Annotated in this window: 25 protein-coding genes; 11 read left to right on the forward strand and 14 right to left on the reverse strand. The window is 59.6% G+C overall.

Going from position 1 to position 24,869, the window contains the following annotated elements:
- Positions 1–153: 153 nt before the first annotated feature.
- Complete coding sequence (gene thpR / locus GPK94_RS13355; protein WP_215656052.1) at positions 154–693, forward strand: RNA 2',3'-cyclic phosphodiesterase; 540 nt, start codon at positions 154–156, stop codon at positions 691–693.
- A gap of 35 nt (positions 694–728) precedes the next feature.
- Here thpR and sleB read toward each other — a convergent pair whose 3' ends face one another.
- Positions 729–1,412 (reverse strand): spore cortex-lytic enzyme, encoded by a 684-nt coding sequence (sleB, locus tag GPK94_RS13360; RefSeq protein ID WP_101691339.1) that lies wholly within the window; start codon positions 1,410–1,412, stop codon positions 729–731.
- A gap of 185 nt (positions 1,413–1,597) precedes the next feature.
- Here sleB and GPK94_RS13365 point away from each other — a divergent pair, with 185 nt between their 5' ends.
- Entirely contained in the window at positions 1,598–1,873 is a 276-nt protein-coding gene (locus tag GPK94_RS13365; protein ID WP_180956707.1) for a translation initiation factor 2, read from the forward strand.
- Between the two features lie 55 nt (positions 1,874–1,928).
- Here the strand turns inward: GPK94_RS13365 and GPK94_RS13370 are convergent, their stop codons facing one another.
- The 4 genes from GPK94_RS13370 to GPK94_RS13385 form a co-directional block, all read right to left on the reverse strand.
- Complete coding sequence (locus GPK94_RS13370) at positions 1,929–2,207, reverse strand: hypothetical protein (RefSeq protein WP_193537737.1); 279 nt, start codon at positions 2,205–2,207, stop codon at positions 1,929–1,931.
- A 90-nt stretch (positions 2,208–2,297) separates the two neighbouring features.
- Positions 2,298–3,317 (reverse strand): beta-methylgalactoside transporter, encoded by a 1,020-nt coding sequence (locus GPK94_RS13375; RefSeq protein ID WP_193537735.1) that lies wholly within the window; start codon positions 3,315–3,317, stop codon positions 2,298–2,300.
- A gap of 22 nt (positions 3,318–3,339) precedes the next feature.
- Positions 3,340–4,854 (reverse strand): sugar ABC transporter ATP-binding protein, encoded by a 1,515-nt coding sequence (locus GPK94_RS13380; RefSeq protein ID WP_101691335.1) that lies wholly within the window; start codon positions 4,852–4,854, stop codon positions 3,340–3,342.
- Between the two features lie 215 nt (positions 4,855–5,069).
- Positions 5,070–6,119 (reverse strand): galactose ABC transporter substrate-binding protein, encoded by a 1,050-nt coding sequence (locus GPK94_RS13385; protein ID WP_193537731.1) that lies wholly within the window; start codon positions 6,117–6,119, stop codon positions 5,070–5,072.
- 930 nt (positions 6,120–7,049) lie between these two features.
- Here GPK94_RS13385 and GPK94_RS16435 point away from each other — a divergent pair.
- The 5 genes from GPK94_RS16435 (at position 7,050) to GPK94_RS13410 (ending at position 12,884) form a co-directional block, all read left to right on the forward strand.
- The gene (locus GPK94_RS16435; protein WP_346728039.1) at positions 7,050–7,856 is read left to right on the forward strand and encodes an AraC family transcriptional regulator; all 807 of its coding nucleotides are present in this window, start codon (positions 7,050–7,052) and stop codon (positions 7,854–7,856) included.
- A 162-nt stretch (positions 7,857–8,018) separates the two neighbouring features.
- Complete coding sequence (locus tag GPK94_RS13395; protein ID WP_215656076.1) at positions 8,019–9,314, forward strand: galactokinase family protein; 1,296 nt, start codon at positions 8,019–8,021, stop codon at positions 9,312–9,314.
- A gap of 33 nt (positions 9,315–9,347) precedes the next feature.
- Positions 9,348–10,340 carry a UDP-glucose 4-epimerase GalE gene (galE, locus tag GPK94_RS13400; protein ID WP_186964103.1) on the forward strand — a complete coding sequence of 331 codons (993 nt, stop codon included), beginning with the start codon at positions 9,348–9,350 and terminating at the stop codon, positions 10,338–10,340.
- A 3-nt stretch (positions 10,341–10,343) separates the two neighbouring features.
- A complete protein-coding gene (gene galT, locus GPK94_RS13405) occupies positions 10,344–11,840 on the forward strand; it encodes a UDP-glucose--hexose-1-phosphate uridylyltransferase (protein ID WP_215656054.1) in 1,497 nt (498 codons plus the stop codon).
- Between the two features lie 3 nt (positions 11,841–11,843).
- Positions 11,844–12,884 (forward strand): aldose epimerase family protein, encoded by a 1,041-nt coding sequence (locus GPK94_RS13410; protein WP_215656055.1) that lies wholly within the window; start codon positions 11,844–11,846, stop codon positions 12,882–12,884.
- 114 nt (positions 12,885–12,998) lie between these two features.
- Here GPK94_RS13410 and GPK94_RS13415 read toward each other — a convergent pair whose 3' ends face one another.
- The 9 genes from GPK94_RS13415 to GPK94_RS13455 all read right to left on the reverse strand — a co-directional run bounded on the left by GPK94_RS13415 (position 12,999) and on the right by GPK94_RS13455 (position 20,726).
- A complete protein-coding gene (locus tag GPK94_RS13415) occupies positions 12,999–14,054 on the reverse strand; it encodes a PTS sugar transporter subunit IIC (protein ID WP_101691329.1) in 1,056 nt (351 codons plus the stop codon).
- A 324-nt stretch (positions 14,055–14,378) separates the two neighbouring features.
- Positions 14,379–15,236, reverse strand: a complete 858-nt coding sequence (locus tag GPK94_RS13420) for a DNA-binding domain-containing protein (protein ID WP_195279264.1) — start codon at positions 15,234–15,236, stop codon at positions 14,379–14,381.
- Entirely contained in the window at positions 15,217–16,515 is a 1,299-nt protein-coding gene (locus tag GPK94_RS13425; RefSeq protein ID WP_215656056.1) for an ATP-binding protein, read from the reverse strand. Before GPK94_RS13425 ends, GPK94_RS13420 begins: the two co-directional genes overlap by 20 nt.
- A gap of 204 nt (positions 16,516–16,719) precedes the next feature.
- Positions 16,720–17,433 carry a GntR family transcriptional regulator gene (locus GPK94_RS13430; RefSeq protein ID WP_215656057.1) on the reverse strand — a complete coding sequence of 238 codons (714 nt, stop codon included), beginning with the start codon at positions 17,431–17,433 and terminating at the stop codon, positions 16,720–16,722.
- 31 nt (positions 17,434–17,464) lie between these two features.
- Positions 17,465–18,616: an FAD-dependent oxidoreductase gene (locus GPK94_RS13435; protein ID WP_215656058.1), complete on the reverse strand. Its 1,152-nt coding sequence runs from the start codon at positions 18,614–18,616 to the stop codon at positions 17,465–17,467.
- Positions 18,606–18,884, reverse strand: a complete 279-nt coding sequence (locus tag GPK94_RS13440) for a (2Fe-2S)-binding protein (RefSeq protein WP_101691324.1) — start codon at positions 18,882–18,884, stop codon at positions 18,606–18,608. Before GPK94_RS13440 ends, GPK94_RS13435 begins: the two co-directional genes overlap by 11 nt.
- Positions 18,885–19,325 (reverse strand): 4Fe-4S binding protein, encoded by a 441-nt coding sequence (locus tag GPK94_RS13445; RefSeq protein ID WP_195279262.1) that lies wholly within the window; start codon positions 19,323–19,325, stop codon positions 18,885–18,887.
- Entirely contained in the window at positions 19,318–20,412 is a 1,095-nt protein-coding gene (locus GPK94_RS13450; RefSeq protein ID WP_215656059.1) for an NAD(P)/FAD-dependent oxidoreductase, read from the reverse strand. Before GPK94_RS13450 ends, GPK94_RS13445 begins: the two co-directional genes overlap by 8 nt.
- Positions 20,409–20,726 carry a (2Fe-2S)-binding protein gene (locus GPK94_RS13455; protein WP_101691323.1) on the reverse strand — a complete coding sequence of 106 codons (318 nt, stop codon included), beginning with the start codon at positions 20,724–20,726 and terminating at the stop codon, positions 20,409–20,411. Before GPK94_RS13455 ends, GPK94_RS13450 begins: the two co-directional genes overlap by 4 nt.
- Positions 20,727–21,005: 279 nt before the next feature.
- On the opposite strand from GPK94_RS13455, the gene GPK94_RS13460 reads away from it, so the two are divergent.
- The 4 genes from GPK94_RS13460 to GPK94_RS13475 all read left to right on the forward strand — a co-directional run bounded on the left by GPK94_RS13460 (position 21,006) and on the right by GPK94_RS13475 (position 24,824).
- Positions 21,006–21,374, forward strand: coding sequence for a RidA family protein (locus GPK94_RS13460; protein WP_101691581.1), 369 nt, complete (start codon positions 21,006–21,008; stop codon positions 21,372–21,374).
- Between the two features lie 180 nt (positions 21,375–21,554).
- Positions 21,555–22,526 (forward strand): Gfo/Idh/MocA family oxidoreductase, encoded by a 972-nt coding sequence (locus GPK94_RS13465; protein ID WP_346728036.1) that lies wholly within the window; start codon positions 21,555–21,557, stop codon positions 22,524–22,526.
- A gap of 48 nt (positions 22,527–22,574) precedes the next feature.
- A complete protein-coding gene (locus GPK94_RS13470) occupies positions 22,575–23,588 on the forward strand; it encodes a LacI family DNA-binding transcriptional regulator (RefSeq protein ID WP_101691322.1) in 1,014 nt (337 codons plus the stop codon).
- A gap of 438 nt (positions 23,589–24,026) precedes the next feature.
- Complete coding sequence (locus GPK94_RS13475; protein ID WP_101691321.1) at positions 24,027–24,824, forward strand: deoxyribose-phosphate aldolase; 798 nt, start codon at positions 24,027–24,029, stop codon at positions 24,822–24,824.
- Positions 24,825–24,869: the final 45 nt, after the last annotated feature.

Genomic DNA, 24,869 nt, shown 5'->3' on the forward strand with positions numbered 1-24,869 from the left:
CGGAGGGATGACCACCGGGAGCGGCGCGGTGCGGTATAGTGTTACAAATGAGAAAGAAGTTGTAACTTCTTTCCCTTAGAAAACACAGTCATCCTTGCACAATATGGCCCTTTTTGATATACTTAGATAGGAAACAGCAAAGGGGGATTATTTATGCGCCTGTTCATTGCCGTATCCCTGCCTCCGCTCTGGAAGGATCGGATGGATACGGCCACGCACTATCTGAAGACACATACCGAGCACTGCATCCCCACACCGCGGGGAACTTTTCATTTGACACTGGCTTTCTTAGGCGAGACAGATCGCCTGGCAGATGTCATTCAAGCCATGGATCAGGTCCATGGAGCGCCTTTCCCCCTGATCAGCTCTGGAATCGGACAGTTCCCGCTGAAAGAGGGGGACCTCTGGTGGATGGGAATTGAGTCCACACCGCCGCTGATGGATCTCCAGGCAAAGCTGGCAGATTCGCTGCGCGGTGCTGGTTTTGAGATCAGTGATAAGCCCTATCAGCCTCACGCCAGCCTTGCGCGTCAGGTCCAGCCCAAGCCGGATCTGGATGCGGCTGAGTTGGAGCGCCTTCTTCCGCCTATGAGCTTTGAAGTGCGCTATATGACGCTCTTTCGCTCGGATTGGGACCGGGGAAATCTCTTCTACACCCCGCTTCACCGCACGATGCTCACTGAAGAGAATTGACAGAAAAACAGGACAGGCACAGCCTGTCCTGTTTTTTATGCGCAGAAGCGGTGTTTGCCGATGACTTTGATCAGCGGCCGGCTCCAGATCCATGCGCTGGTGGCGGTGTCTGGATTGAAATAGTAGATCGCTCCGCCGCTGGGATCTGCGCCGTTGATGGCATCCCGGGCGGCGCGGACAGAGGACTCGGCCACCGGCTCGTCAAACTGCCCGTCCACCATACAGGTAAACGCGCCGGGCTGATAGACCACGCCGGCAATGGTGCTGGGAAAGGCCGGGTGCTCTACCCGGTTCAGGATCACGGCCCCCACGGCCACCTGGCCGCTGTACGGCTCACCCCGGGCCTCCGCTGAGATGACGCGGGCCAGCAGCTCCAGGTCGGCCGACTGGGCGTTGGAGCCGCTGCTGCCGCCGCCGCTGTCCGGCATACCAAGAGCCCGAAGGGTGGCCGGACCGGTGATTCCGTCCGGCGTGAGGCCATTCTTCTTTTGAAACAGCTTTACCGCTGCGGTGGTAGCGGAGCCATAGATGCCGTCCACAGCGCCGTCGTAATAGCCCCAGTTGCGCAGCTTGGTCTGAATGGTGCGTACGGGTTCTCCTGTGGACCCCTGGCGGTATGTGGCCGCCTGAGATGCGGTCTGAAGGACGCTGATGACCAGAATATTGACAGCAAACAGGATGCACAGCGCGCGGATCAGACGTTTTCGGTCCTGACACAAATGGATCAAGCCTCCTTGCCTGGCGGAAGGATCCCGCACAGGTCTGAATGGAATATGCGTTTCTAGTTTACGGGAAAGCGGAGGGAACTATGCGGTGAGAATACCGATCAAATTCTGCTTGTACCGTATGGTTCTTCCTGCATCTGGCCATACTGAGAGAAACGAAGAAAAAGGAAGTGTACACGATGGTAAAAGGTGTTTCACGCCGGGTCATTGTCGTCAAGTCTCCCGACCCCAGACTGTTTGAAGAGGCCATTTTCATCGTCAAGGAGGAGGCGTTCTGCGGAAGGGGCGTTTCGGCCGAGCAGGTGCTTCAGGAGGCAAGAAGCGTAGCCAAGGGATATGTCAAGCGCAACACCCCGTTTATGCGCTGGCTCAGAAGGATCCCCATCCCGGCCTATCTGGCCATGGGGGCGCTGATGGCCACCGCGTGCTGGAGTTTTGCGCTCTACCTGTGCTGAGACAACGAAAAACGTCCTTCCACAGAGCGTGTGGAAGGACGTTTGTATGGAGGGATTATCCCTGCCCCTGGATAGCGCCGATCAGGACGACCAGAACGAAAGCGGCAATGCATATGCCGATGAAGATATCCAGCTGGTGGACGGTGACCGGGATTTTATCATAGAAGCGCTCCTTGGCATTCCGGGGACCGGAGGGAGGGGGAGAGGCCTCCTCCTCCGACTGGACGGACTGCTGTTCCAGGGCCTGTTCCCGCTGGATGAGACGGGCTTCCCGCTCCTCCAGTTCCCGGGCTTTTTGTTCCAGCTGTGCTTTCCGCGATGAAAAGAGACGCATGACGATCCAAGCTCCTTTGTCTGCATCCGGTTGGAGTAGGATACGGCCTCCTGTCCCGGACTGGGACAGGAGGCCGCGGAACATGAGAAATTATTTCTTGGCCAGATACTTGCGCAGATCCAGAGCGACGGCCACGATGATGACCAGGCCCTGTGCAATGAAGGTGTAGGCGGGGTCCACGCGCAGGAACTGCAGGCAGATCTTGAGGATCTCGAAGACCAGAACGCCCACCAGAACGCCGGAGATCTTGCCCACGCCGCCGTTGGTGGAGACACCGCCGATGGTACAAGCGGCGATGGCCTCCAGCTCATAGCCGTAGCCGGTCTGGACGGAAGCGCCGCCGGCCTTGGCACCCAGCAGGAAGCCGCCCAGAGCATAGAGGACAGCCGCCAGCAGATAGATGCGGATCAGAGTGGCGGGGACGTTGACGCCGGCCACCTGGGCAGCGCTCTCGTTGCCGCCGATGGCGTACATGTACTTACCGTGACGGGTCTTATTGTAGAGGAACCACATAAACAGACCGATGATCAGGGCAATGATGGCCAGATAGGGGATGATCTTGCCCACAGCGCCTTCCAGCAGATAGCCGTTGGCCACTTTGGTGTAGGAGTCCTTGTAGCCGCCCATGGGCTGGTTCTTGGTGATGACGCTGCACAGACCATAGACGATGGTCTGCATGCCCAGGGTTGCGATGAAGGGGGGAACCTTCAGGAAGGCGATGACGCAGCCGTTGATGGCGCCGAAGATGCCGCAGATGACCAGAACGGCGATCAGGCCCACAAATACAGGCACATCAGGCAGCCAGGGCAGCATGCGGCCGGAGTAGGCCACATCCTGGAGCAGCATGGCGGACAGACAGGCCGACAGGCCGACCATACGTCCGGCCGACAGGTCGGTTCCCTTGGTGATCAGACAGCCCGACACACCGCAGGCGATGATGAAACGGGGGCTGACGTTGATGATGAGGTTTACCAGGTTGCTGCGGCTGAAGAAGTTGTCGCGGGTAAAGCCGACGGCCAGCGCCAGCAGAGCGATCAGAATTATAATCGCATAGTTGGATAAAAATTGTTTTACACGGGCAGCGTTGAGCTGCTTTGCTTCCTTTGCCATAGTCCAATCTCCTCTCTCTGATTCAGACTGCCTCGAACTGCGTGGCCAGTTCCATGATATTCTCCTGATTGGCCTTGTCTCCGTCGATAAAGCCGGTGACGCGGCCGTCGCACATGACCATGATGCGGTCCGACATGCCGATGAGTTCGCCCATTTCAGAGGAGATCATGATGATACTCTTTCCCTGACGGGCCAGCTCCTCAATGATGCAGTAGATCTCGTACTTGGCACCCACGTCGATACCGCGGGTGGGCTCGTCCAGAATGAAAATATCCGGATTGTTGGCCAGCCAGCGGCTGATGAGCACCTTCTGCTGGTTGCCGCCGGAGAGAGACTGGATCAGTGTCTTGGAGGAGGGTGTCTTAATGGAGAGCTTGGCCACGTTGTCCTGCACCAGCTGCTCGATCTTCTTGTCATCCAGCATGATCCCGCCGATGAGATACTGATTCAGGGAGGAGATCGAGACGTTATCCGCGATGGAGAGAACGCCCAGAATACCGGTGGCCCGGCGATCCTCGGTCAGCATGGCGATGCCCTTTTTGATGGCGTCAGCCGGACGGTTGATCTTGAGTTCTTCGCCCTTATAGGTAATGGTACCCTTGGAATGGCAGCGCAGGCCAAACAGACCCTCCATCAGCTCGGTGCGCTGTGCACCCACCAGACCGGCTACTCCCAGAATCTCGCCCTTCCGCACACTGAAGGTCACATTCCGGAAGCTCTTGGGGTTGATGGAGGTGAAGTCCTCTACCTGAAGGACCTCCTCGCCGGGAACATTTTTCCGTTTGGGATAGAGGTCCACCAGCTCGCGGCCCACCATTTTTGTGATGATCATATCGGTGGTCAGTTCCTTGGCGGCCCAGGTGCCAATGTACTGGCCGTCGCGCATGATGGTGACCTCATCCGAGATGCGCAGGATCTCATCCATCTTGTGGGAGATGTAGACGATGGCCACGCCCTTGGACTTGAGCTCCTCCACGATGGTGAAGAGGGCCTCCACCTCGCCGGCGGTGAGGGAAGAGGTGGGCTCGTCCAGAATGAGCACCTTACAGTCGGCGGAAACGGCCTTGGCGATCTCCACCAGCTGCATCTGGGAGACGCTCAGGGAACCCAGCTTGGCGCGGGGGTCGAAGTTCATATGGACTTCTTCCAGCACCCGGGCGGCGTCCTCATACATTTTCTTGTGGTCAATGATTTTGACCGGGCCGATCTGCTTGAGAGGATAGCGGCCTACGTAGATATTTTCACCGATGCTGCGCTCCGTAATGGGCTGCAGCTCCTGATGCACCATGGCGATGCCGTGGTGCAGGGCATCCAGCGGGTCCTTGATGTGGACCGGCTGGCCCTCATAAAAAATTTCTCCCTCGTCCATATGGTAGATGCCGAACATACACTTCATCAGTGTGGACTTTCCCGCGCCGTTTTCGCCCATCAGAGCGTGTACGGTTCCTGGACGCAGCCGAAGCTGCGCGTGGTCCAGTGCCTTGACGCCGGGGAAGGTCTTCACGACATTACGCATCTCCAAACGATACTCTGACATGAACTGGCCCCCTCTTTGCTTGTTGCTCTCTTCGTTACGGTCCTGCCTTCAGAAATGGCGCACGGGTATGCGAGCCATTTCTCAAAGCAGGGTGCCGTACACCACACAAACCACAACCGACAGGAAGGGGGAGATATGTACGTCGTTTTCATCCGTACATATCTCCCCTCCTCGTAAATCGAAACTGCTAGACTGGTAAAACAGGAATCGGAAACTTACTTGATGAACTCGGCGACGTTGTCGCTGGTGACCTTCACGTAGTCAACATAGATGGACTGCTCGCCCTCGGCATAGGTGGTGCCGCCCAGCAGGCCTTCCATGCACTCCACAGCCTTCTCGGCCTGGCTCTGCGCATCGTTCAGAACGGTACCGGTCATCTCGCCGGCCTTGACGGCGTCCAGAGCGGCGTCCAGAGCGTCAACACCCACGATGTAGATGTCCTTGCCAACGGTGCGGCCAGCGGTCTTGATGGCCTCCATAGCGCCCAGAGCCATGGAGTCGTTGTTGCTGAAGACAACCTCGACCTTATCGCCGAACTGAGCCAGGTCGTTGGCGCAGATCTCCTGGCCCTTGTTCTGATCCCAGTCGCCGCGGGTCAGGTTGAGCTGCTCAACCTCCATGCCGGCATCGGTCAGAGCCTTGACGGAGTACTCGGTGCGCAGCTTGGCGTCGATGTTCTCGGGGTCGCCCTGGATCATGATGTAGGAGACCTTGCCGTCGCCGTTGATGTCGCCCTTGGTCTCGGTCTCCAGGATCAGCTCGCCCTGGAAGGTACCGGACTGAGCGGCGTCACAGCCGACGTAGACACACTTGTTATAAGAGGCCATATCCTCAGCGGTGGGCTCACGGTTGATAAAGACGGTGGGGATGTCAGCGGTCTGCACCAGGTTGACGATGGAAGAGGCGGCGCTGGTCATGACGGGGTTGATGATGAGCGCGTCCACGCCCTGAGCGATGAAGGTGTTGATCTGCTCGGTCTGCTTGGCCTGGTCGTTGTTGCCGTCCACCACGGTGACCTCGTAGCCCTTGTCCTTCAGAATGGTCTCCAGAGCGGTACGGTAGGTGGTCATGAAGTTATCGTCGAACTTGTAGATGCACACGCCGACGGTGCCGCCAGCGGGCACCTGGCTCTCAATCCCCTCCACGACGGCGGAGCCGGTGGGAGCAGGAGGGGTAGAGGTGGTGGCGGTACCGCCGCCGCAGGCGGCCAGGGACAGGACCATGCAGGAACCAAGGATCGTTGCAAGAACTTTTCTCTTCTTCATTGGATGTCGCTCCTTTTCAATATGTGGAGATGCTCTTCCAACAGATCCGAATGCCGGATATGTACCCGCCCTCTGGGAAATCCATAGAGCCAATGTCAAATAAGTACATATGTAACGCCATCCCTACCCGTTTTCAGAGGCTGATGTGGGCTTTCCCACAGCTTAGCTTTACAGTAGCATCTTTTTTATAAAAAGTCAATAAAGAGCGCCCCCGATGATATTCACTTTTTCGTCATAATTTGTTGTTTGTGCAAAATAAATAGAAATAAAAATGAAAGCAATCTACAAAAAAGAGTGTAAAAGATTTTAAATAAGTTGCTTTTTGAATCAAAATCGCATTTGTGCACCGCTGATTTTTATAGTAATCAAAGATAAATTGTGCAGAATGAACGGGATAGTATAGCAAAATGACATGCCGATTCGGAAGCGATAAAAAGAAAAAATGACAGATCAAATCTTTGCTTTTTTATCGATGAGACCGGAAAAATAAAAATGTATGCGAGGAAAACGGAAAAAAGCACGGCATGCACGTAAAAAAACATGTTTACAGGAGCAGTTCATGAAAAAAGAGGAGGATATTTCAGCGGGCTTAAGTGCCTGGAAAGATTTTAAATGTTGAATTTTGTCAAAATGGTGCCATGATATACTATTTTTGATAAGATAGACAGGATTATAAATGGTTTTTTCGTGCTCAATCCATAAATGGACGTGGACGGGCCAAATGTTCAAAAGGGAAAAGAGCGGTTTCTATCCCACGCCTGTATGGATTTTTTCGCATGGAATAGCCGGGGTGGGGAGCGCAGTTGCCGGATACGCTTCTTTCCGCTATACTATTAGTCGCAATCCACAGTTAGAAGGGGAGAGCAGACCGTGTTACAGGATGATTTTTACAAGCGCTATGGACTTGCACCGCAGGTCCGATCCCTCTCCGTGGCGAGCACCGGGCATCAGCACTGTATCCCGGGATACCAGTGGGGACCGGGGGTGCTGGATCACTATTGCCTCTATCACATTTTGTCAGGGCATGGGAATCTGCTTCTGGGAGAGCGCCACTTCCTTTTGGAGGCGGGAGACAGTTTTCTGGTCTATCCCGATACAACCGTGCAGTTTTATGCGGAACAGGCCAAGCCCTGGGAATATGTATGGGTCGGCTTTTCCGGGAGCGACGCACGGGAACTGGTCGAACAGACCGATTTCCGGCCGGATTATCCGATTTTACTCAATGTTTCTTCCAAATCACTGGGGCGGATGCTGCTGGAACTGTACCGGGAGGAGCGTGGGAGTCTGGCGTGCCAGGTGGCATCCACAGGCCGCCTGTACCTTATTTTTGCGCTCCTCAGTGAAAAAGCGCAGCAGTCCAGACGTACGCCGCCGCCCCGGACCGATTGTGCCCGGATGGCGGCCAGATACATTATGAACAACTATGAACAGCCCATCACCGTGGAGGGACTGGCAGAGCTTTTCTCGGTCAGTCCCAGCAGCCTGTACCGGAGTTTTACCACCCATTTTCAGGTGTCGCCCAAGCGATTTTTGATGGAGTACCGCATCCAGAAGGCGTGTGCGATGCTGGTAAACAGCAGCTTTTCCGTACGGGAGATTTCCCATTCTGTCGGGTTCCACGACGCGCTGTATTTTTCCAGAGCCTTCAAACAAGTGATGGGGCTTTCTCCCCAGGCCTACGCAAAACGCTACCGTACCGCGGAGCCGGCGGACCGCCAGAAGGGAAATGCTGATTGAAAAATCCATCTGAGATGCGAAAAGCCCATTTTATCAGAGCGGATCTTGCAGTATAATAGGCGTGAATCAGCGATCTCTGCCTGTTCCGCGGGTGAGGAAGCAGAGATCCGGGAGAGAGAGGGGAGCGCCTGCCCCCTCAATTTAAGGAAATGGGTGAGAATGATGAGAGAATTTTCCGCACTGTGCCAGGCGCTGGAATCGGGAGCGCTGGATGACACACTGCGCACACTGTCCTGCCTGGGCGCAGAGATCCCGTCTGTGGCCAGAAGCCGGGTAGCCCGGGTGGCCAAGGGATTTCAGGAGACCTTTGGATGGGAGGAGCATACGCCGGTGGCGGTCCTCTCCGCGCCGGGGCGGACCGAGATCGGGGGCAATCATACCGACCACCAGCGGGGCCGGGTACTGGCGGCGGCGGTCAATCTGGATTTCCTGGCCTGCGCCGCCCCCAACGGCACCCAGGTCATCCGCTTCCAGTCGGAGGGGTGGCCCATGGTGGAGGTGGATCTGAACACCCTGGAGCCCCAGGAGGAAGAGCGGGAGACCACGGCCTCTCTGGTGCGGGGCATGGCGGCCCGGATCGCACAGCTGGGCTACACACCGGCTGGCTTTGATGCCTATGCCATTTCCGACGTGCTGCCCGGGTCGGGACTGTCCTCCTCGGCGGCCTGCGAGGTGCTGCTGGGCAACATCCTCAACACCCTTTTCTGCAAAAACGAGCTCTCTCCGGTGACCATTGCCCAGATGGGTCAGTATGCCGAGAACCAGTTCTTCGGCAAGCCCAGCGGGCTGATGGACCAGATGGCCTCCTCGGTGGGCGGCGCGGTGGCCATTGACTTTGCCGACCCCGCTGCGCCGGTGATCGAGCCGCTGGCCGTGGATCTGGAGCAGCAGGGCTATGCCCTGTGCATCGTGGATTCGGGCGCCGACCACGCCGACCTCACGGCGGAGTATGCCGCCATTCCGGAGGAGATGAAGGCAGTAGCGGCCTTCTTTGGCAAGTCTGTGCTGCGGGAGGTGCCGGAAGAAGAGTTCTGGCGGGCATTCCCCGAGGTGCGCAAGGCAGCGGGCGATCGGGCCGTGCTGCGCGCCATGCATTTCTATGCCGATGACCGCCGGGTGGCCCAGGAGGCTGAGGCCCTGGCCGCCGGGAAGTTTGACGCCTTCCTGGCTCTGGTAAAGGAGTCGGGCCGCTCTTCCTGGACCCATCTTCAGAACATCGCTCCGGCCGGTGCGGTGCGAGAGCAGGCCATGGCTGTGGCCCTGGCCGCGGCCGAGCGGGCCCTGGACGGGACGGGGGCCTTCCGGGTCCACGGCGGCGGATTTGCCGGGACCATCCAGGCCTTTGTGCCACGGGAGCGTCTGGATGCCTTCCGGACACAGATGGAGGAGATCCTGGGAGCGGGATGCTGCCACATCCTGTCCATCCGTCCGGTGGGCGGCGCGGTGATTTGGCAGTAAGCAGGGCATGGAATCAAAAAGGAGGAATTTTGAATGGCTATTTTGGTACTGGGCGGAGCGGGATACATCGGCTCCCATACCGTATATGAGTTGATTGATGCGGGCCGGGATGTGGTGGTGGCCGATAACCTCCAGACCGGTTTCCGTGCCGCGGTCCATCCGAAAGCCCGTTTTTATGAGCTGGACATCCGGGACCGGGCGGCGCTGGACGCCCTGTTTGAGAAAGAGAACATTGAGGGTGTGATCCACTTTGCGGCCTCCTCCCAGGTGGGAGAGTCCATGAGCGATCCCCTGAAATACTATGACAACAACCTGCATGGGACCATGGTGCTCCTCGCCTCCATGGTGGCGCACGGGGTGGATAAGATCGTCTTCTCCTCCACCGCCGCCACCTATGGAGAGCCTGAGCGGGTGCCCATCCTGGAGTCCGACCGGACCGAGCCCACCAACTGCTACGGAGAGACCAAGCTCTCCATGGAGCGGATGATGGGCTGGGTCTCCCGCGCCCACGGCCTGCGGTATGTGGCCCTGCGTTACTTCAACGCCTGTGGCGCTCACCGCTCCGGCGCCATCGGAGAGGCCCATGACCCGGAGACCCATCTGATCCCCCTGATCCTCCAGGTACCCAATGGACAGCGGCCCTGCATCAAGGTCTTCGGCGAGGACTATCCCACTCCCGACGGGACCTGCATCCGGGACTATATCCATGTCTCCGATCTGGCCCAGGCCCACATTCTGGCACTGGACTACCTGATCCGGGGCGGCGAGAACAACGTGTTCAACCTGGGCAATGGCGTGGGCTTCTCCGTGCGGGAGGTCATTGAGTGCGCCCGGAAGGTGACGGGGCATCCCATTCCCGCCGAGATGGCGCCCCGCCGTTCCGGCGATCCCGCCCAGCTCATCGCCTCCTCTAAAAAGGCCATGGAGGTCCTGGGCTGGAAGCCGGAGCAGAACGATCTGGAGACCATCATCGCCTCGGCCTGGAACTGGCACAAGAGCCATCCCAACGGATTCGGGGAGGGCTGAGCCATGGAGGTGAACGAGGCCATTCAGGCCCTGGTGGATTACGCCGTGCGTACCGGCCTCATTGGGGAAGAGGAGCGGGTCTGGGCGGTGAATTCCCTGCTGGAGGGACTGAAGCTGGACAGCTGGACTGCGCCCCAGGCCCCGGTTCCGGAGCGGCCGCTGGCGGAGATCCTGGAGGTGCTGCTGGACGACGCCCATGCCAGGGGAGTGTTGGAAGAGAACTCGGTGGTCTACCGGGATCTCTTTGACACCATGCTCATGGGACGGCTCACGCCCCGGCCCGGCCAGGTGGTGGAGCGCTTCCGCGCCCTGCGGGCGGAGAGTCCCCAGGCGGCCACGGACTGGTACTATACCTTCAGCCAGGATACCAACTACATCCGGCGGGACCGCATCGCCCGGGATATGCAGTGGAAGGTGCAGACGGAATACGGTGCGCTGGACATCACCATCAACCTCTCCAAGCCGGAGAAGGACCCCCGGGCCATCGCGGCGGCCCGGGAGCTGCCCGCCTCGGACTATCCCCGGTGCCTCCTGTGCCGGGAGAACGAGGGGTATGCGGGCCGGGTCAACCATCCGGCTCGGCAGAACCACCGGGTGGTACCGGTCACCATCAACGACTCCCCCTGGTATTTGCAGTACTCCCCCTATGTCTATTATCCGGAGCACTGCATCGTATTCAACGGCGCGCATGTCCCCATGAAGATCGACCGGGCCTGCTTTGCCAAGCTGCTGGACTTTGTGGGACAGTTCCCCCACTACTTTGTGGGCTCCAATGCAGACCTTCCCATCGTGGGCGGCTCCATCCTGGCCCATGACCACTTCCAGGGCGGGCACTATGCCTTCCCCATGGAGAAGGCCCCGGTGGACCGGGAAGTGGAGTTCCCCGGATTCCCGGATGTCAAGGCGGGGATCGTCCGCTGGCCCATGTCGGTACTGCGCATCACCTCCGCCCGGCCGGAGCGTCTGGTGGAGCTGGCCGACCGGATCCTCACCTCCTGGCGGGGATATACCGATGAGGCGGCCTTTGTCTTTGCCGAGACCGAGGGAGAGCCCCACAATACCATCACGCCCATCGCCCGGCGCAGAGGGCAGGCCTATGAGCTGGACCTGGTCCTGCGCAACAACATCACCACGCCGGAGCACCCGCTGGGGGTCTACCATCCCCATGCGGAGCTGCACCACATCAAAAAGGAGAACATCGGCCTGATCGAAGTGATGGGGCTGGCCGTGCTGCCCGCCCGGCTGAAGGCTGAGCTGGCGGCGGTGGCCGACCACCTGGTACAGGGGACCAGTCTGCGGGAGGACTCCCTCACCGCCTCCCATGCGGAGTGGGCCGAGGGATTCCGGCATAAATATGCCTCCTTTACAGCGGAAAACGCCCTAGGGCTGGTGGAACAGGAGACCGGACTGGTCTTTGCCCGGGTGCTGGAGCACGCGGGGGTCTACAAGCGCTCTCCCGAGGGACAGGAGGCCTTCCTCCGCTTTATAAGGCAGGTGTAATACATGACACAGTGGATTTCCGCCCCCTTTGGTGTGACGGCCGCCGGAGAGGCGGTCACGTGCTGGACGGGGCGCTGCGGGGACTATACCGTACAGGTGCTGACCTACGGGGCGGCCCTTCGGTCCTTCCGGGTGCCCGCTCCCGAGGGAAGCCGGGACATCCTGCTTGGCTTTGACACGCTGGGAGACTATGAGGCACAGGACAAGTATATGGGGGCGACCGTGGGGCGCGTAGCCAACCGGATCGGAGGGGCCTCCTTTGTTCTGGAGGGCCACACCTACCCCCTGGCGGCCAACAACGGCCCCAACTGCCTCCATGGAGGAGTGCGGGGGTTTGACCGGGCGGTGTGGACGGCCCGGCTGGAGGGGGAGGAGCTCCTCCTCACCCACCACAGTCCCGATGGAGATGAGGGATTTCCGGGGGGCTTGGAGGTGGAAGTGCGCTATGGCCTGGACGAGGCGGGCGCGCTCTCCATCACCTATCAGGCCCGAAGCGACCGGGATACCCTGTGCAGCCTGACCAACCACAGCTATTTCAATCTGGCCGGACACGGAGCGGGAACATTGGAAGGACAGTCCATCTGCGTCCATGCCGATGCCATCACGGTCACGGATGGGGACAGCACCCCCACTGGGGAGCGGCTGGCGGTGGACGGAACCCCCTTCGACCTGCGGGAGAGTGTCCCATTCCTGGAGGGGCTGGCAAAGGCCCATCCGCAATTGGAACTGGGGAAAGGATATGACCACAATTTTGTGCTTCATGACCTTCCGGCTGGTCCGCTGCGTACTGCGGCGGAGGTGACGGGACATGGGCTGCATCTGACCTGCCGGACCACACAGCCGGGCCTCCAGCTCTACACGGCGAACTATCTCGCCGGTGAGCGTGGAAAAGAGGGAGCCGTCTACGGTCCGCGCAGCGCCTTCTGCCTGGAAGCGCAGGGCTGGCCGGACGCCATCCATCACCCGGATTTTCCAAGTATCGTCCTCCATCGGGGAGAGACCTACCGACAGTGTACGGTCTATCAGGTGGAGAAAAGCAGATAACCGAAGAAAAGCGGAATGTGTATCCCAACGATACACTTTCCGCTTTTTATATGGGAAAACGAGCTGAGCCCTGTGCCGCACCGGCACAGGGCTCAAGAGAGGGGAAGGAGGACGTTAAGCGGGGATATCCTCCATCAGAGAGATGATAGAGCTTTCGGGGGCGTCCGTTTTGGGAGCCTCTTTTTTAAAGCGCTTGAACACGATGCTGCCCAGGAAGCCAGCCAGAGAGCCGCCCAGCGCGGCCAGGACCAGCGCCAACACCACGGTCTGAGGATCGTTGAAGGCAAAGGGAGCCAGGAGGCCGGGGATGGGGGAGGCGGTGCCGGGGGCGTTGTTCACGATGCCCAGCATGGCGGCTGCGATACCGGCCAGTCCGCCGCCGAAGAAGTTGGAGCCGTAGATGGGAATGGGATTGCGGGTGATGATGGGAGCCTGAGTCAGGGGCTCCAGCATGACGGCAATGATGTTGCTCCGGTCACCCAGGTGGAGACGGGCAAAGATCAGACCGTTGGTGAACGAGCCGCCGAAGCAGGCGATGGCCGCAATGCCCATGGGAAGACCGGTGAGGCCCAGCATGGCAGTGAGAGCCATGGAGCTGAGGGGAGAAGTGCAGATCATCTTGATGATGCCGCCCAGCAGGAAGCCCATCAGGAGGGGAGACTGCTCAGTGGCAGCGGTGATCATAGTGCCAATGTAACCCATGGCGCTGTTCACGACAGGGTCGGCGGCAAAGGCGACCAGACGGGCAATGGGAGCCAGCATCAGGGCGCCCAGGATCACATCCAGGCCAGCGGGGAGATACTTTTCAATCAGGGGAGAGAGGAAACCGACCAGATAGCCGGCCACAAAGCCGGGCAGGATACCATATCCGCCCACGGCCACGCCGGCGACGACGGCGAAAATGGGATTGGCACCCATGCCGATCGGAACCAGGATGGCAGCGGCTACACCGCCCATGCTGCCGGACATACTGCCGACTTCGCCGAGAAAATCAATGCCGATCAGATTACCGGAAATATATTTGTGGATGGCCTCCACCAGGAAGGTAGCCACGGCCGCGTTGGCCAGACCGGACATCGCCTGAGAACCCTTGGGCGCCTTCATGCTGAACAGAGAAAAACCGGCCAGTGTCAGCAGGAGCAGGCCCATACCGAGAAGAATCGTTGTCATAGACGCTCGCACCTCCGTCGTCTGTTTGGGTGGTAACTTCTTGTTGTACTCAGTTTATAGAAGAGTTTCATAAAACAACAGGAAGTAACAGAAAGAAAACTATAAAATATGACGGTAGATGGAACTTTGTAAGAGTTATCAAAAAGTGATGGGGGGTGTTTTGTGCAAATAGCAGATAAAGTAATCTGGATTAGAAGAAAAAAGGGAAAAACGAGTAGAAAATCAAGTCATATAATGAGAAAGAATTAAAAAAGATGAAAAATGGCGCATGAAAAAGTAACAAAAAAATACGCCTTCCGGCAACGGGCCGAAAGGCGTAAAGGATCAGCGACCAGCACACAGGGCGGCCAGTGCATAGAGAAATTTTTTGACCGAGACACGTCCGTGGACGGTGGTCTTTCCGCGGATACAGTCCATTTCCCGGCGTACCTGCTCAAAGTGGTAGAGCGTGCCGGCGTACTCCGTAAAGGTATCGTTGGAATAATCCTCAATCCCCAGGTTGGCCAGATTCACCATGCCAGCCATGGCAGCCCGGCGGATGCGCTGCTCCATGGCCTTGGGGGAATCGCTGAACCGGTCGCAGAGCTGCGCCACGGTCAGCTGTTCCTGCTGTCCCTGGGAGGAGAGGAGATACCCAACGACCTGAGAGATGTCCCGGCAGGCGGGATCACCGCTGATGCCAATGCGATGGAGCACGGCATTGAGCGCGGATTGCTGCCGCTCGCTGTTGTCGGGAGGCGGCGTTGGGGCGGGAGAGATCCCGGCGGGGGCGCCGCCCTGGAGAAGAGAGCGCATTTGGTCCATGGTGCGGTCCATGGTCAGGAGTTTTCCCACCTTGCGCAGGACGCTGACCACCTCGATGCTGTTGACCGGCTTGGAGAGAAAGAAGTCCACGCCGGCCGAATAGGCCTCTGCCACCATATCCTTGGAGGTGACCTGGGAGAGCATGACAAAGCGCAGGTCCGGATAGCGGCTGCGGGCCTGACGGACAAACTCGATGCCGTCCATTCCGGGCATGAGAAGATCCACCAGAACGATATCCGGACGCATATAGCGCAGGTCCTCCAGCGCGTCCAGACCGCTGGCCGCGCTGCCGATCACGCTGCCGGAGTCGCTGTCTTCAATGATCATACGCAGGATATTGAGCGTGGCGGAATCATCATCAATCAGATAGAACAGCATGCTGTGTTCCCTCCAGTTCCCGCATGGGTATGCGGATGGTAAACAGGGTGCCTCCGTTCTGGGACGAGACCTGAATGGTTCCATGGAGTTCCTCCTCCACCAGGTCCTTGACGATGGTGAGGCCAAGCCCTCGGTTGATCTCCCCTGTGGTATAGTTGATTTTGCTGGAAAAGCCCGGGGTAAAGATCTGCGCCATGCGCTGAGGCGGGATGCCGCCGCAGTCATCCTCTACGGTAAAGAGGAAATCGTCCCCCTCCCGCCGCTGGGTCAGCGTGAGATGGGCGGTATGGCCGGTCCCCGCGGCCTCCAGTGCATTGTTGAGCAGATTGCGGAAAATAGACATGAGATAGTGGTGCTGTGTGGTGTAGAAATTGTCAGAGAGAGAAGTGGTGCACACCACTTCTTTGCCGCAGGCCTGGGCGGTGCGCTCCACACTGTGGGTCAGAATGGAGAACAATTCCTCCAGCTCCATACCGGGGATCGTGGAGGCGCGCTCCAGCGCCTCGGAGATGCCGCGCATGATGAGGAAATATTCCTTCTTCACCTCGTGAATGTCCTTGGCGATGGTGAGGGCCGTCCCGGCGGTCTCCTCATCCGCGCCGCCGGCGCGGAGCTGACTGTACAGACGATAGGCGGCGTTCATGGTATTCTCGATAAGGGCCGTTCCCTTGTCCATCCAGGCTACCTCACTTTTGAGGGTAGCCGTCATGAGCAAAAGACGCTGGTAGCGCTCTGCATCATCCCGGCGCAACACCTGAAAGCCGTAGTTGTCCAAAGTGCGGATGATCAGAAAGGCGAAGAGCGAACGGCCGATTCCCACCGCCAGCAGCTGAAGCAGCAGGGACGGGGAAAAGACGCCCCACCCCAGGCGGATGAGCAGCTCCACAAAATTGGCACATACGTCGATCCCCACCAGCGGGAGGCAGAGCTTGGCGCGGAAGGGATGGAAGGAACAGCATCTGGCATACAGATCAAAGAGCAGGCCGTAGGTGAGATAGAAAAAGATTTCGGGTGCGTGGGCCGGAATACATCCCTGGAGGGAAAACGTGGTCACTCCCTGGATCAGGCAGCGCAGCAGAAAGACACCGGGCGCAGCCAGCGCGGCGGTGGGGAAGAGGGGGATATCCGGCGTCAAAAAGAGAAGGACCGGCAGGAGAATGACGGCCACGGAGATATTGAATTCCTGCGTAAAGAGGTTGATGGAGATCTGGGAGGCCAGAGCCACCAGAAGTGCGCTGGCTACCCAGGGACGGCGGATCAGCTTGGAAGTATGCTCCATAATATGACACCTGCCACAAATTCAAACTGATTTGATTGGATGAAGTGTACAAAAGAAGGGGCGCATAACCGGACAATTAAGTTATATCTTTCATGATACCGCACTTTTATGGATTTGTACACTGGGGAATTCCCCTCTTTATGGCAGCGGGTCAATAAAAGGAGAACGGCGGTCTGCGGCGAATGCCGCGGACCGCCGCAGAGATCAAGGGCGCAGGACCATGGTAAGGTCTACATGTTCCGGGTGGAAAAAGATATCGCAGAAAGCAACCGGAACATCGGACAGATCGTAAAAAACCTCCTGCCAATTGAATAAGACGGTGCCGGAGGGAAGCTGGAGGGCCCTACAGGCGTCCTCCTCACAGCGGCACCCCAGGTGGGTGGCATAGTAGGCAAAATCCCGACCGCAGTAGGTGCGGATCCAGGGGAAGAGGGAAGCGTCTGTGGAGAGGGGCTCCGGCTGGCGCTGGAGCATCTCCTCCGGAATGGAGGTGCGGCAGAAGAGCATGGGACGCTCCCCCACGGAGTAGAGCCAATCCAGCTCATAGACCGTGGTACAGGGGACCGGAAAACGGCGGCGCATCACCTCGCGGCAGGGGACATAGCCGCTGCGCAGGGTCTGGCAGACCACCGGACCATCTCCCGTGTCCAGAAGTTTGGAAAAATCGGAGGTCAGATCCATACGATAACGGAGCTGGGAGACCGAGGGGTGGGCAAAATTTCCCTTCCCGTGCCGGCGGGTCAGATAGCCCTCCTGCAGCAGGGCCTGGGTGGCCTCCCGCACGGTGGAGCGGCTGACCCCCAGCTTGCGGGTCAATTCCTCCTCCGGCTCCAGCTGATTTTCGCCGGCTTTCATACCGTGGATCTGATCCAGCAGATAGGTATAGGTGTGGGACCAGAGGCGTTGGGATTTGGGCATAGGGTTCCTCCTTGCAATGGGAACAGGACAGTTACAGGGGGCGGATGGCGGCGGTGTACTGGTCCAGATCCCAGGCACAGGTGTCCCGGGTGACCAGTTCTGCGACCGTCTCACCCACGACGGCGGAGACCACCGCCGAGCTCTTGAAGCCGGCGGCCAGGATCAGGCCGGGCACAGGAGCCTTTCCAAAGATGGGCTCATTGTTGGGCGTGTAGGGGGAGGCGGTGACCCAGCCCCGCAGGATAGAGACCGGCTCCAGGGCGGGAAAGAAGTGCAGGACCTTTTCCCGGATGTTCCGGCAGTGCTCCATCGAGGTACAGTCCTGACCGGCCTCGTCCACCGCGGTATGGGGCTTGGTGGTCTCGGCCAGAAGGATGTTGCCGTAATGGCTCTGTCCAATGCAGAGAGAGGTGACCGCCTTCTCCGGGTTGTGGGCCTCCGCAAAGAAGGCAGCGGAGGAGTAATAGGTCTTGAGGAAGGGCTGGATGGCCTCGGTCACGAAGGCCTCGGCCTTGACGGAGTAGACCGGGACGTCCAGTCCCGCGGTGGCGCAGAGGGGGCGGGTGCCCGCGCCGGAGGTCACGATCACGTGCTCGGCCCGTACCGTGGTGCCGTCTGCCAGCATGACGCCGGTGCAGATTCCGCCCTCCACCAAAAGGGAGGAGACGGTGGAAAACTCCCGGACCTCCAGGCCATATCTGCGGCCCTGGCGTACAAGGGCATATTGATAGTGGAAGGGATAGACGCGCCCCTGCTCAAAATAGCTGGCCGCCAGCACGGTGCCGGGCGCCAGGTTGGGCTCGGCCTCCTGAAGGGCGTCGCCCTCCAGCCAGTACACATCCAGCCCCGCCTCTTTCTTTTCCTGGAAGAGCCGCTCCAGCTCGGGGAGATGCTCCTCGGACTCCGCGCCGATGAGAGAGGGGTAGGACTGGTATCCGATGTCACAGCCCAGCTCCTCGGTCATGGTCTTCATGCGGGCGAAACCGGCCAGGGTGAGCTCATAGCTCTGCCCCATGGAGGCGTCCTGGACCTGGACATTGCCGAAGTTGGCGCCCGAAGCCCCACGGCTGATCTCCTTCTCCTCCAGCAGGAGGGTGGGGACGCCGGCCTTGGCGAGAAAATAGGAGCAGGCGCAGCCGAAGTAGCCGCCGCCGATCACAATGGCGCCATATTTATTCCGCATCGTCGTCCCTCCCTAATGTATCCACCCCGCAGGGAACCGTGGGGAAGCGGGGCTTGTCGGCCTGAATGGTCTCCGGAGTCTGAATGCCCTGACTCATGAGGATCTGCTGGATGAGGCGGCCGCAGGTGCGGCCCTGGCAGGCCCCCATGCCGGCCCGGGTGGCCCGCTTGATGCTGGCCACCGTGTGGCAGCCGTCGGCGATGGCCTGGAGGACGTCGGCCTTTGTGACCTCCTCACAGCGGCAGATGATGATATCGCGGTCTTCCATTCAGCGTTCCTCCCTTCTCAGCCGCCGGAGAAAGCGGACTTGATCCCGATACTCGGCGGGGATGACCAGTGTGACCAGTGCGGTGCGGTTGAAGGCGGGGCGCTGGTCCACCGACTGGACTACAGCGGGACAGACCTCCTTGCCCAGCCGGTCCACCGCCACTACCTCCTGCCCCGGAACGGGGAGGGGGCGGTACTCATAGGGGAAGGTAATGGAGGCCTTGCCGTCGCCCAGGTCGGGGACCTGGAAGAAGATGGCCTGTCCGGGACAGGCGGCCACGCAGAGCTTGCAGCCCACGCACTTCTCCGGATCGAATTCCGGGCGGCTGTTGAGGGTGGACTTGACGATGGCCCCGGTCTTGCAGACCGTGGTGCAGGGGTTGCAGGGGATCTCCTGGCAGCACTCCAGGAGGGCAAAGCCCCGGGACGGCTGATTAGACATGACAGGCGCCTCCTTTCTCCATGATGCGCTCCTTACAGGCCAGGCGGCGGGCGGCGTGGGCTCCGCTGCGGAGGGAGCGCAGACTCTCCTGGAGCTCCTCCATCCGCGCCTGGGCGTGGAGTGCGGTATAGCCCAGGGAGACGGCGGCGTGGATACCGGCCAGACGCCCCTCCTCCAGGGCGGTGTTGGCCTCTTCCACTCCGGCCAGGTCGCCGCAGACATAGACGTTGGGATCGGAGCTGCGCATCCAGGCGTCGTGGACCGGGAGGATGCCCCCCAGCGCCCCCTCATAGGTAGTGCGGCAGCGGAACATGGAGGCCAGCTCTGTGCGGGGATTGAGGCCCACAGCCAGCAGGATGGTATCCACGGGGATGGTCTGCTCGGTGCCGGGGATGGGGCGGAACTTCTCGTCCACCTGCGCGATGACGGCCTCCTCCACCCGGTCGGTGCCCCGGGCCTCCACCACAGTGTGGGAGGTATAGACCGGTACGCCCGCCCGCTGGATCTTTCCGGCGTGGACCAGATAGCCGGTGATCTGGGGCGCAGCCTCCACCAGGGCACGGACCTCCGCCCCCGCCTGCATGAGCTGGTAGGAGACGATGAGTCCCACGTTGCCCGAGCCCACCATGAGGATGTTCTTGCCCACCAGGGTGCCGTGGACATTGCTGAAGGTCTGGGCCGCTCCCGCCGTCATAACGCCGGGGAGGGTCCAGCCGGGGAAGGCCAGGGCATTCTCCTTGGCGCCGGTGGCCAGGATGACCTTTTTGGCCTCCACCGCCTCCACCTTTCCCTGGTGGAGAATGGAGACGCAGCCGTTGTCCATCCGACCCAGGGCGCGGGTGTCCAGCAGGGTCTCCACACCCAGGTCGTTGGCCTCCTGGAGCAGGATATCCGCGATCTGGAATCCCCGGGTGCCCGCATAGTGAGCCCCGGAGCCGAAAAACTTGTGGATCTGCTTGTAGAGCTGACCGCCAGCCTTGGTGTTCTCGTCCACCAGCAGGACCTTGGCCCCGCAGCGGGCGCCCTCGATGGCGGCCCCCAGACCGGCCGGTCCGGAGCCGATGACCAGAAGATCCGTCGTTCTCACAGGACACCCACCTTTCCGAGCCCGTGCTGGGTCTCTATGACCATGCCCTCCTCCAGCGGAGTGGTGCAGGAGCGGACATTGGGCTTTCCGTTAACCACCACAACGCAGTCGTTGCACTGGCCGATGCCGCAGAAGAGACTGCGGGGCTGGCCGGTTTTATGGGTATGCCGGAAGACCGAGATGCCGTTATCCAGCAGAGCCGCGGCGATGGGCTGGCCGGCCAGACCGGTGAGGGTGCGTCCGTCAAAGGAAAAGGTGACCGGAGTCCGGCTGGGATAATCCACGATGGGGTGTTCCTCGATATGCTGAGACATGACCGTGTGACCTCCTTCGCATGTTAGCGTACAACTTGTACGTACAACTGAGGACATTATAAGACATACAGGGAAAAAGCGCAAGGGGAAAGCGAAGAAAAAGCGAAAAACTACACTCCGGCGTTTGAACTTCCTCTTGTATCGCGCCGTTTGCGGTGGTACACTAGAGGAAAGCCGGTTTCCGGACCACTCCCACAAGAGGAGCGATCCCTCTGCATGGATGCGGAGGAGAGGCGGTCCGCCGGTCTGGATCATCCATTTTCTAAGGAGGAATTTCCCATGAAGATCATTGTTACCGAGAAGGCGCCCGGCGCCATCGGCCCCTACTCTCAGGGCTATGAGACCAACGGTCTCGTCATCACCTCCGGCCAGCTGCCCGTGGACCCCGCCACCGGCGCCATGCCCGAGGGCATTGCCGCTCAGGCCGAGTGGAGCTGCAAGAACGTGGGCGCCATTCTGGAGGCCGGCGGCGTGGGCTTTGACAAGGTGATCAAGACCACCTGCTTCCTGGCTGACATGGCTGACTTTGCCGCCTTCAACGAGGTGTATGCCAAGTACTTTACCTCCAAGCCCGCCCGCAGCTGCGTGGCCGTGAAGGATCTGCCCAAGGGCGCTCTCTGCGAGATCGAGGCCATTGCCGAGAAGTAAGCAGAGAAATTATTGAATACTCTGCCATGCGGTGTGACGGTATTTGCGGTCACACCGCATTTTTTATGTACAAGACGGCCAAGGGCGCCTTGAAGTTTTCCGCAGGGAACGGGATGATGATTTACCGCCGCGCTGCCTTGTGGTATACTCAAAGAGATCAAAGCGGAAAGGATGAGGCAGATGCTGCGCGTGGGAATACTGGGAGCGGGAAAAATCGCCGGAATCATGGCAAGGACCCTGCGGGAGATGGAGAACGTCCAGGCCTGGGCGGTGGCCTCCCGGGAGAGGGAGCGGGCGGAGGAATTTGCCCGCACCTATGGAATCGAGCGGGCCTATGGTTCTTACGAGGAACTGGTGGAAGATCCGGCGGTGGATCTGATCTATGTGGCCACGCCCCACTCTCACCACGCGGAACACTGCCTGCTCTGCATCGAGCACGGAAAGCCGGTGCTCTGTGAAAAGGCATTCACCGCCAATGCAGCCCAGGCCCGACAGGTCCTGGCAAGGGCGGAGGAGCGGGGCGTCTTTCTCACTGAGGCCATCTGGACCCGCTATATGCCGTCCAGAAGGATGATCGACGATCTGATCGGTGAGGGCGCCCTGGGAGAGGTGGTCTCCCTCACCGCCAATCTGGGTTATCCCCTCACCCATGTGGAGCGGATCATGGAGCCCGCTCTGGCCGGAGGGGCCCTGCTGGACATTGGGATCTATCCGCTGAATTTCGCCAGTATGGTGCTGGGAGATGAGGTGGAGGATGTCACCTCTGCCTGTGTCAAGACCTCCACCGGGGTGGATGCCCAGAGCTCCATCGTACTGCGCTACCGGGATGGGAAGATGGCCACCCTGCATACCACTGTACTGGCGGCAACGGAGCAGTATGGCATCATCTATGGCACGAAAGGCTATCTGATCGCCCACAACATCAATAACATTGACCGTATCTCCCTCTTTGGGCCCGACCGGTCGCTCCGGCGGGAGATCACGGTGCCCAAACAGATCACCGGATATGAGTATGAGGTGGAGGCCTGCCGCCGGGCCCTGGAGACGGGAGCCCTGGAGTGCCCTGAGATGCCTCACGCGCAGACCTTGTGTATGATGGAGCAGATGGACGCTTTGCGCCGGGACTGGGGCGTGCGTTACCCCTTTGAATGAGACAAACTCCCGGAACGGGCAGGAACGGATCGAGCAGGAGGAACGAGTTTGAACATCAAGGAAATTGCAAAACTGACCGGCGTATCCGTCGCCACAGTATCCCGCAGCATCAACCAGCCGGAGAAGGTGTCGCCGGAGACCAGAGAGCGCATCCTGAAAGTAATCCGGCAGCTGGACTATGTTCCCAATCCATCGGCCCAGAGTCTCTCGACCGGCCAGACCAGGACGGTGGCCTGTGTGGTGCCCACACTGCGCAACGAGTTCTTTAACCAGCTGGTGGAGGGCTGCCAGAAGGTGCTGTTACAGGCCAACTATAAACTGCTGATCTACTCCCAGAGCAGTATGCCGGGCCAGGAGCGGCCGGATAACCGGAGCGTGGACGGCATGGTGATCTATGTCTCCGACTTCTCCGGCAGCGAAGAGGTAAGAGAGTACCTGCAAAATGTCAAGGTGCCCTATGTATTGATCGGAAATCCGGAGCAGATGGGGCTGGACGGACCGGTCACCTCGGTCTATATGGAGGACTACGAGGGGGTGCAGATGGCGCTGCGCTACCTCTATGCCGAGGGGAACCGGATCTTTGGCGTTCTGGCCGCCACCGAGGACACCTTCATTGGACGGAGGAGAGCGCAGGCGGTACGGGACTTCTTTGAGGAATATCCGGACTGTCTGTGCCGGATGCAGTTCGTGTCCTACGGTGACCAGCTACGGCAGTCTGTGGAGTGTACCCGGCGGCTGCTGGAGCAGGGGGAGCGTCCCACCGCCATGATCACCTTCAACGATATGATGGCTGTGGGGGCACTGAGATGCCTCCACAGCGGCGGCATCCGGGTGCCGGAGGAGATGGAGCTGATCGGCTTTGACGACATCCCGCTGGCCAGCTATTTTACACCGGCCCTCTCCACCGTAGCGGTGCCCAACCGGCGGCTGGGAGAAAAAGCGGCCGAGCTGCTGCTGCGGAGACTCTCCACCGGGCATGAGATGGCCCAGTGCGTGCTCTATCCGGTGGAACTGCGGCTGCGGGAGAGTACAAAAAATCTCGTGAACAGCGGCGACCTGTAAAACAGGTCGCCGCTCCGCGTGTCGAAAAACTTCGACACGCTTCTCAAAAATGCAGGCATTTTTTCGAGGGGATGCAGGCCGCCGCGCGCGTGCCCTTTTGGGGCACACACTTACGGCCTGAGCAGAGTGTTTTCCGACGTACATGCCGCCGGAAAACACGATTTTGACTCTTTTCCGCCGTCTGCGGACGGCGGAACTCTGCGAGGCTCTTGCAGCGAAAATCGTCGAAATACACTTTATCGACAGTCTGGCAGCGGCGACCTGTAAAACAGGTCGCCGCTGTTTTTGTGCATAACGCATAGAACTGACCGGAAGATTTAAAACAGGTTTACCAATCTTACAAAAAAGTCTGGATTTTTCCATGGGAATGTGCTACTATACATACGACGGATGTAACCGTTTACAGAAACCGATTACAGTATAGGAGGAGAAATCCATATGGGGACCATCAAGAGAATGAATCATATTTTCCGGGAAGACGGCAACGCCATCATCACAGCCTTTGACCACGGTGTCAATTCCGGCCCCATGCGTGGAATCGAGCATCTGGATCAGGCCCTCAAGACCGTGATCGATGCCGGTACCGACGCGGTGATCCTCAACATCGGTATGGCCCGGAAATATGAGGCTCTGCTGGGCCGCACCGGCCTGATCGTCCGGGCGGACTTCCCCTGTACCGACTATGCCAGAGGGGCACACGACAGCATCCTGTGCGTGGCGGTGGAAGAGGCGGTCAAGGTGGGCGCCGACGCCGTTCTCTTCAACGGCGGTCCCGATATCTCCGGCGAGGACATCGAGCTGGAGCGCACCATGATCCGCATCATCAGCACCCTGCGCCGGGAGTGTGAGCAGTACGGCATGCCGCTGCTGGCCGAGATGGTGCCCGGCGGCTTCAACCCGCCCCAGGAGTATATCAACATTGACAGCCTGAAGCTGGCGGCCCGCGTGGCGGCAGAGGCCGGCGCTGACTTCCTGAAGATGCCCTACCGGCCCGGCTATGAGGAGGTCGTGCAGGGATGCGAGGGGCTGCCCATCGTGGTGCTGGGCGGTGCCAAGACCAATTCGCAGGAGCAGTTCTTTGCCAATATCGACGACGCCATGAAGTGCGGCGCCCACGGCGTGGCCATCGGCCGGAACATCTGGGGCCACGAGCATCCCGACCGGGTGATCAAGCTTCTCAAGGGCCTGATCCATGAGGGGGAGAATCTGGAGACCGCCATGGCGCATCTTGGATAAAACCGTGATATGAGACCAGGGGGGAGCGGTTTTACCGCTTCCCCC

The sequence above is a fragment of the Pseudoflavonifractor sp. MCC625 genome (assembly GCF_018784545.1).
In the GTDB taxonomy this organism is placed as follows: domain Bacteria; phylum Bacillota; class Clostridia; order Oscillospirales; family Oscillospiraceae; genus Pseudoflavonifractor_A; species Pseudoflavonifractor_A gallinarum.

Bases quoted from the DNA above. Each gene is read 5' to 3' on its own strand.
- GPK94_RS13475 (WP_101691321.1), top strand. From the start codon at position 24,027: ATGGGGACCATCAAGAGAATGAATCATATTTTCCGGGAAGACGGCAAC.
- galE (WP_186964103.1), top strand. From the start codon at position 9,348: ATGGCTATTTTGGTACTGGGCGGAGCGGGATACATCGGCTCCCATACC.
- galT (WP_215656054.1), top strand. From the start codon at position 10,344: ATGGAGGTGAACGAGGCCATTCAGGCCCTGGTGGATTACGCCGTGCGT.
- GPK94_RS13460 (WP_101691581.1), top strand. From the start codon at position 21,006: ATGAAGATCATTGTTACCGAGAAGGCGCCCGGCGCCATCGGCCCCTAC.
- GPK94_RS13370 (WP_193537737.1), bottom strand. From the start codon at position 2,207: ATGCGTCTCTTTTCATCGCGGAAAGCACAGCTGGAACAAAAAGCCCGG.
- GPK94_RS13455 (WP_101691323.1), bottom strand. From the start codon at position 20,726: ATGTCTCAGCATATCGAGGAACACCCCATCGTGGATTATCCCAGCCGG.
- GPK94_RS13445 (WP_195279262.1), bottom strand. From the start codon at position 19,325: ATGTCTAATCAGCCGTCCCGGGGCTTTGCCCTCCTGGAGTGCTGCCAG.
- thpR (WP_215656052.1), top strand. From the start codon at position 154: ATGCGCCTGTTCATTGCCGTATCCCTGCCTCCGCTCTGGAAGGATCGG.
- GPK94_RS13465 (WP_346728036.1), top strand. From the start codon at position 21,555: ATGCTGCGCGTGGGAATACTGGGAGCGGGAAAAATCGCCGGAATCATG.
- GPK94_RS13395 (WP_215656076.1), top strand. From the start codon at position 8,019: ATGAGAGAATTTTCCGCACTGTGCCAGGCGCTGGAATCGGGAGCGCTG.
- GPK94_RS13440 (WP_101691324.1), bottom strand. From the start codon at position 18,884: ATGGAAGACCGCGATATCATCATCTGCCGCTGTGAGGAGGTCACAAAG.
- GPK94_RS13415 (WP_101691329.1), bottom strand. From the start codon at position 14,054: ATGACAACGATTCTTCTCGGTATGGGCCTGCTCCTGCTGACACTGGCC.
- GPK94_RS13420 (WP_195279264.1), bottom strand. From the start codon at position 15,236: ATGCTGTTCTATCTGATTGATGATGATTCCGCCACGCTCAATATCCTG.
- GPK94_RS13385 (WP_193537731.1), bottom strand. From the start codon at position 6,119: ATGAAGAAGAGAAAAGTTCTTGCAACGATCCTTGGTTCCTGCATGGTC.
- GPK94_RS13410 (WP_215656055.1), top strand. From the start codon at position 11,844: ATGACACAGTGGATTTCCGCCCCCTTTGGTGTGACGGCCGCCGGAGAG.
- GPK94_RS13375 (WP_193537735.1), bottom strand. From the start codon at position 3,317: ATGGCAAAGGAAGCAAAGCAGCTCAACGCTGCCCGTGTAAAACAATTT.
- GPK94_RS13365 (WP_180956707.1), top strand. From the start codon at position 1,598: ATGGTAAAAGGTGTTTCACGCCGGGTCATTGTCGTCAAGTCTCCCGAC.
- GPK94_RS13380 (WP_101691335.1), bottom strand. From the start codon at position 4,854: ATGTCAGAGTATCGTTTGGAGATGCGTAATGTCGTGAAGACCTTCCCC.
- GPK94_RS13425 (WP_215656056.1), bottom strand. From the start codon at position 16,515: ATGGAGCATACTTCCAAGCTGATCCGCCGTCCCTGGGTAGCCAGCGCA.
- GPK94_RS13430 (WP_215656057.1), bottom strand. From the start codon at position 17,433: ATGCCCAAATCCCAACGCCTCTGGTCCCACACCTATACCTATCTGCTG.
- GPK94_RS13435 (WP_215656058.1), bottom strand. From the start codon at position 18,616: ATGCGGAATAAATATGGCGCCATTGTGATCGGCGGCGGCTACTTCGGC.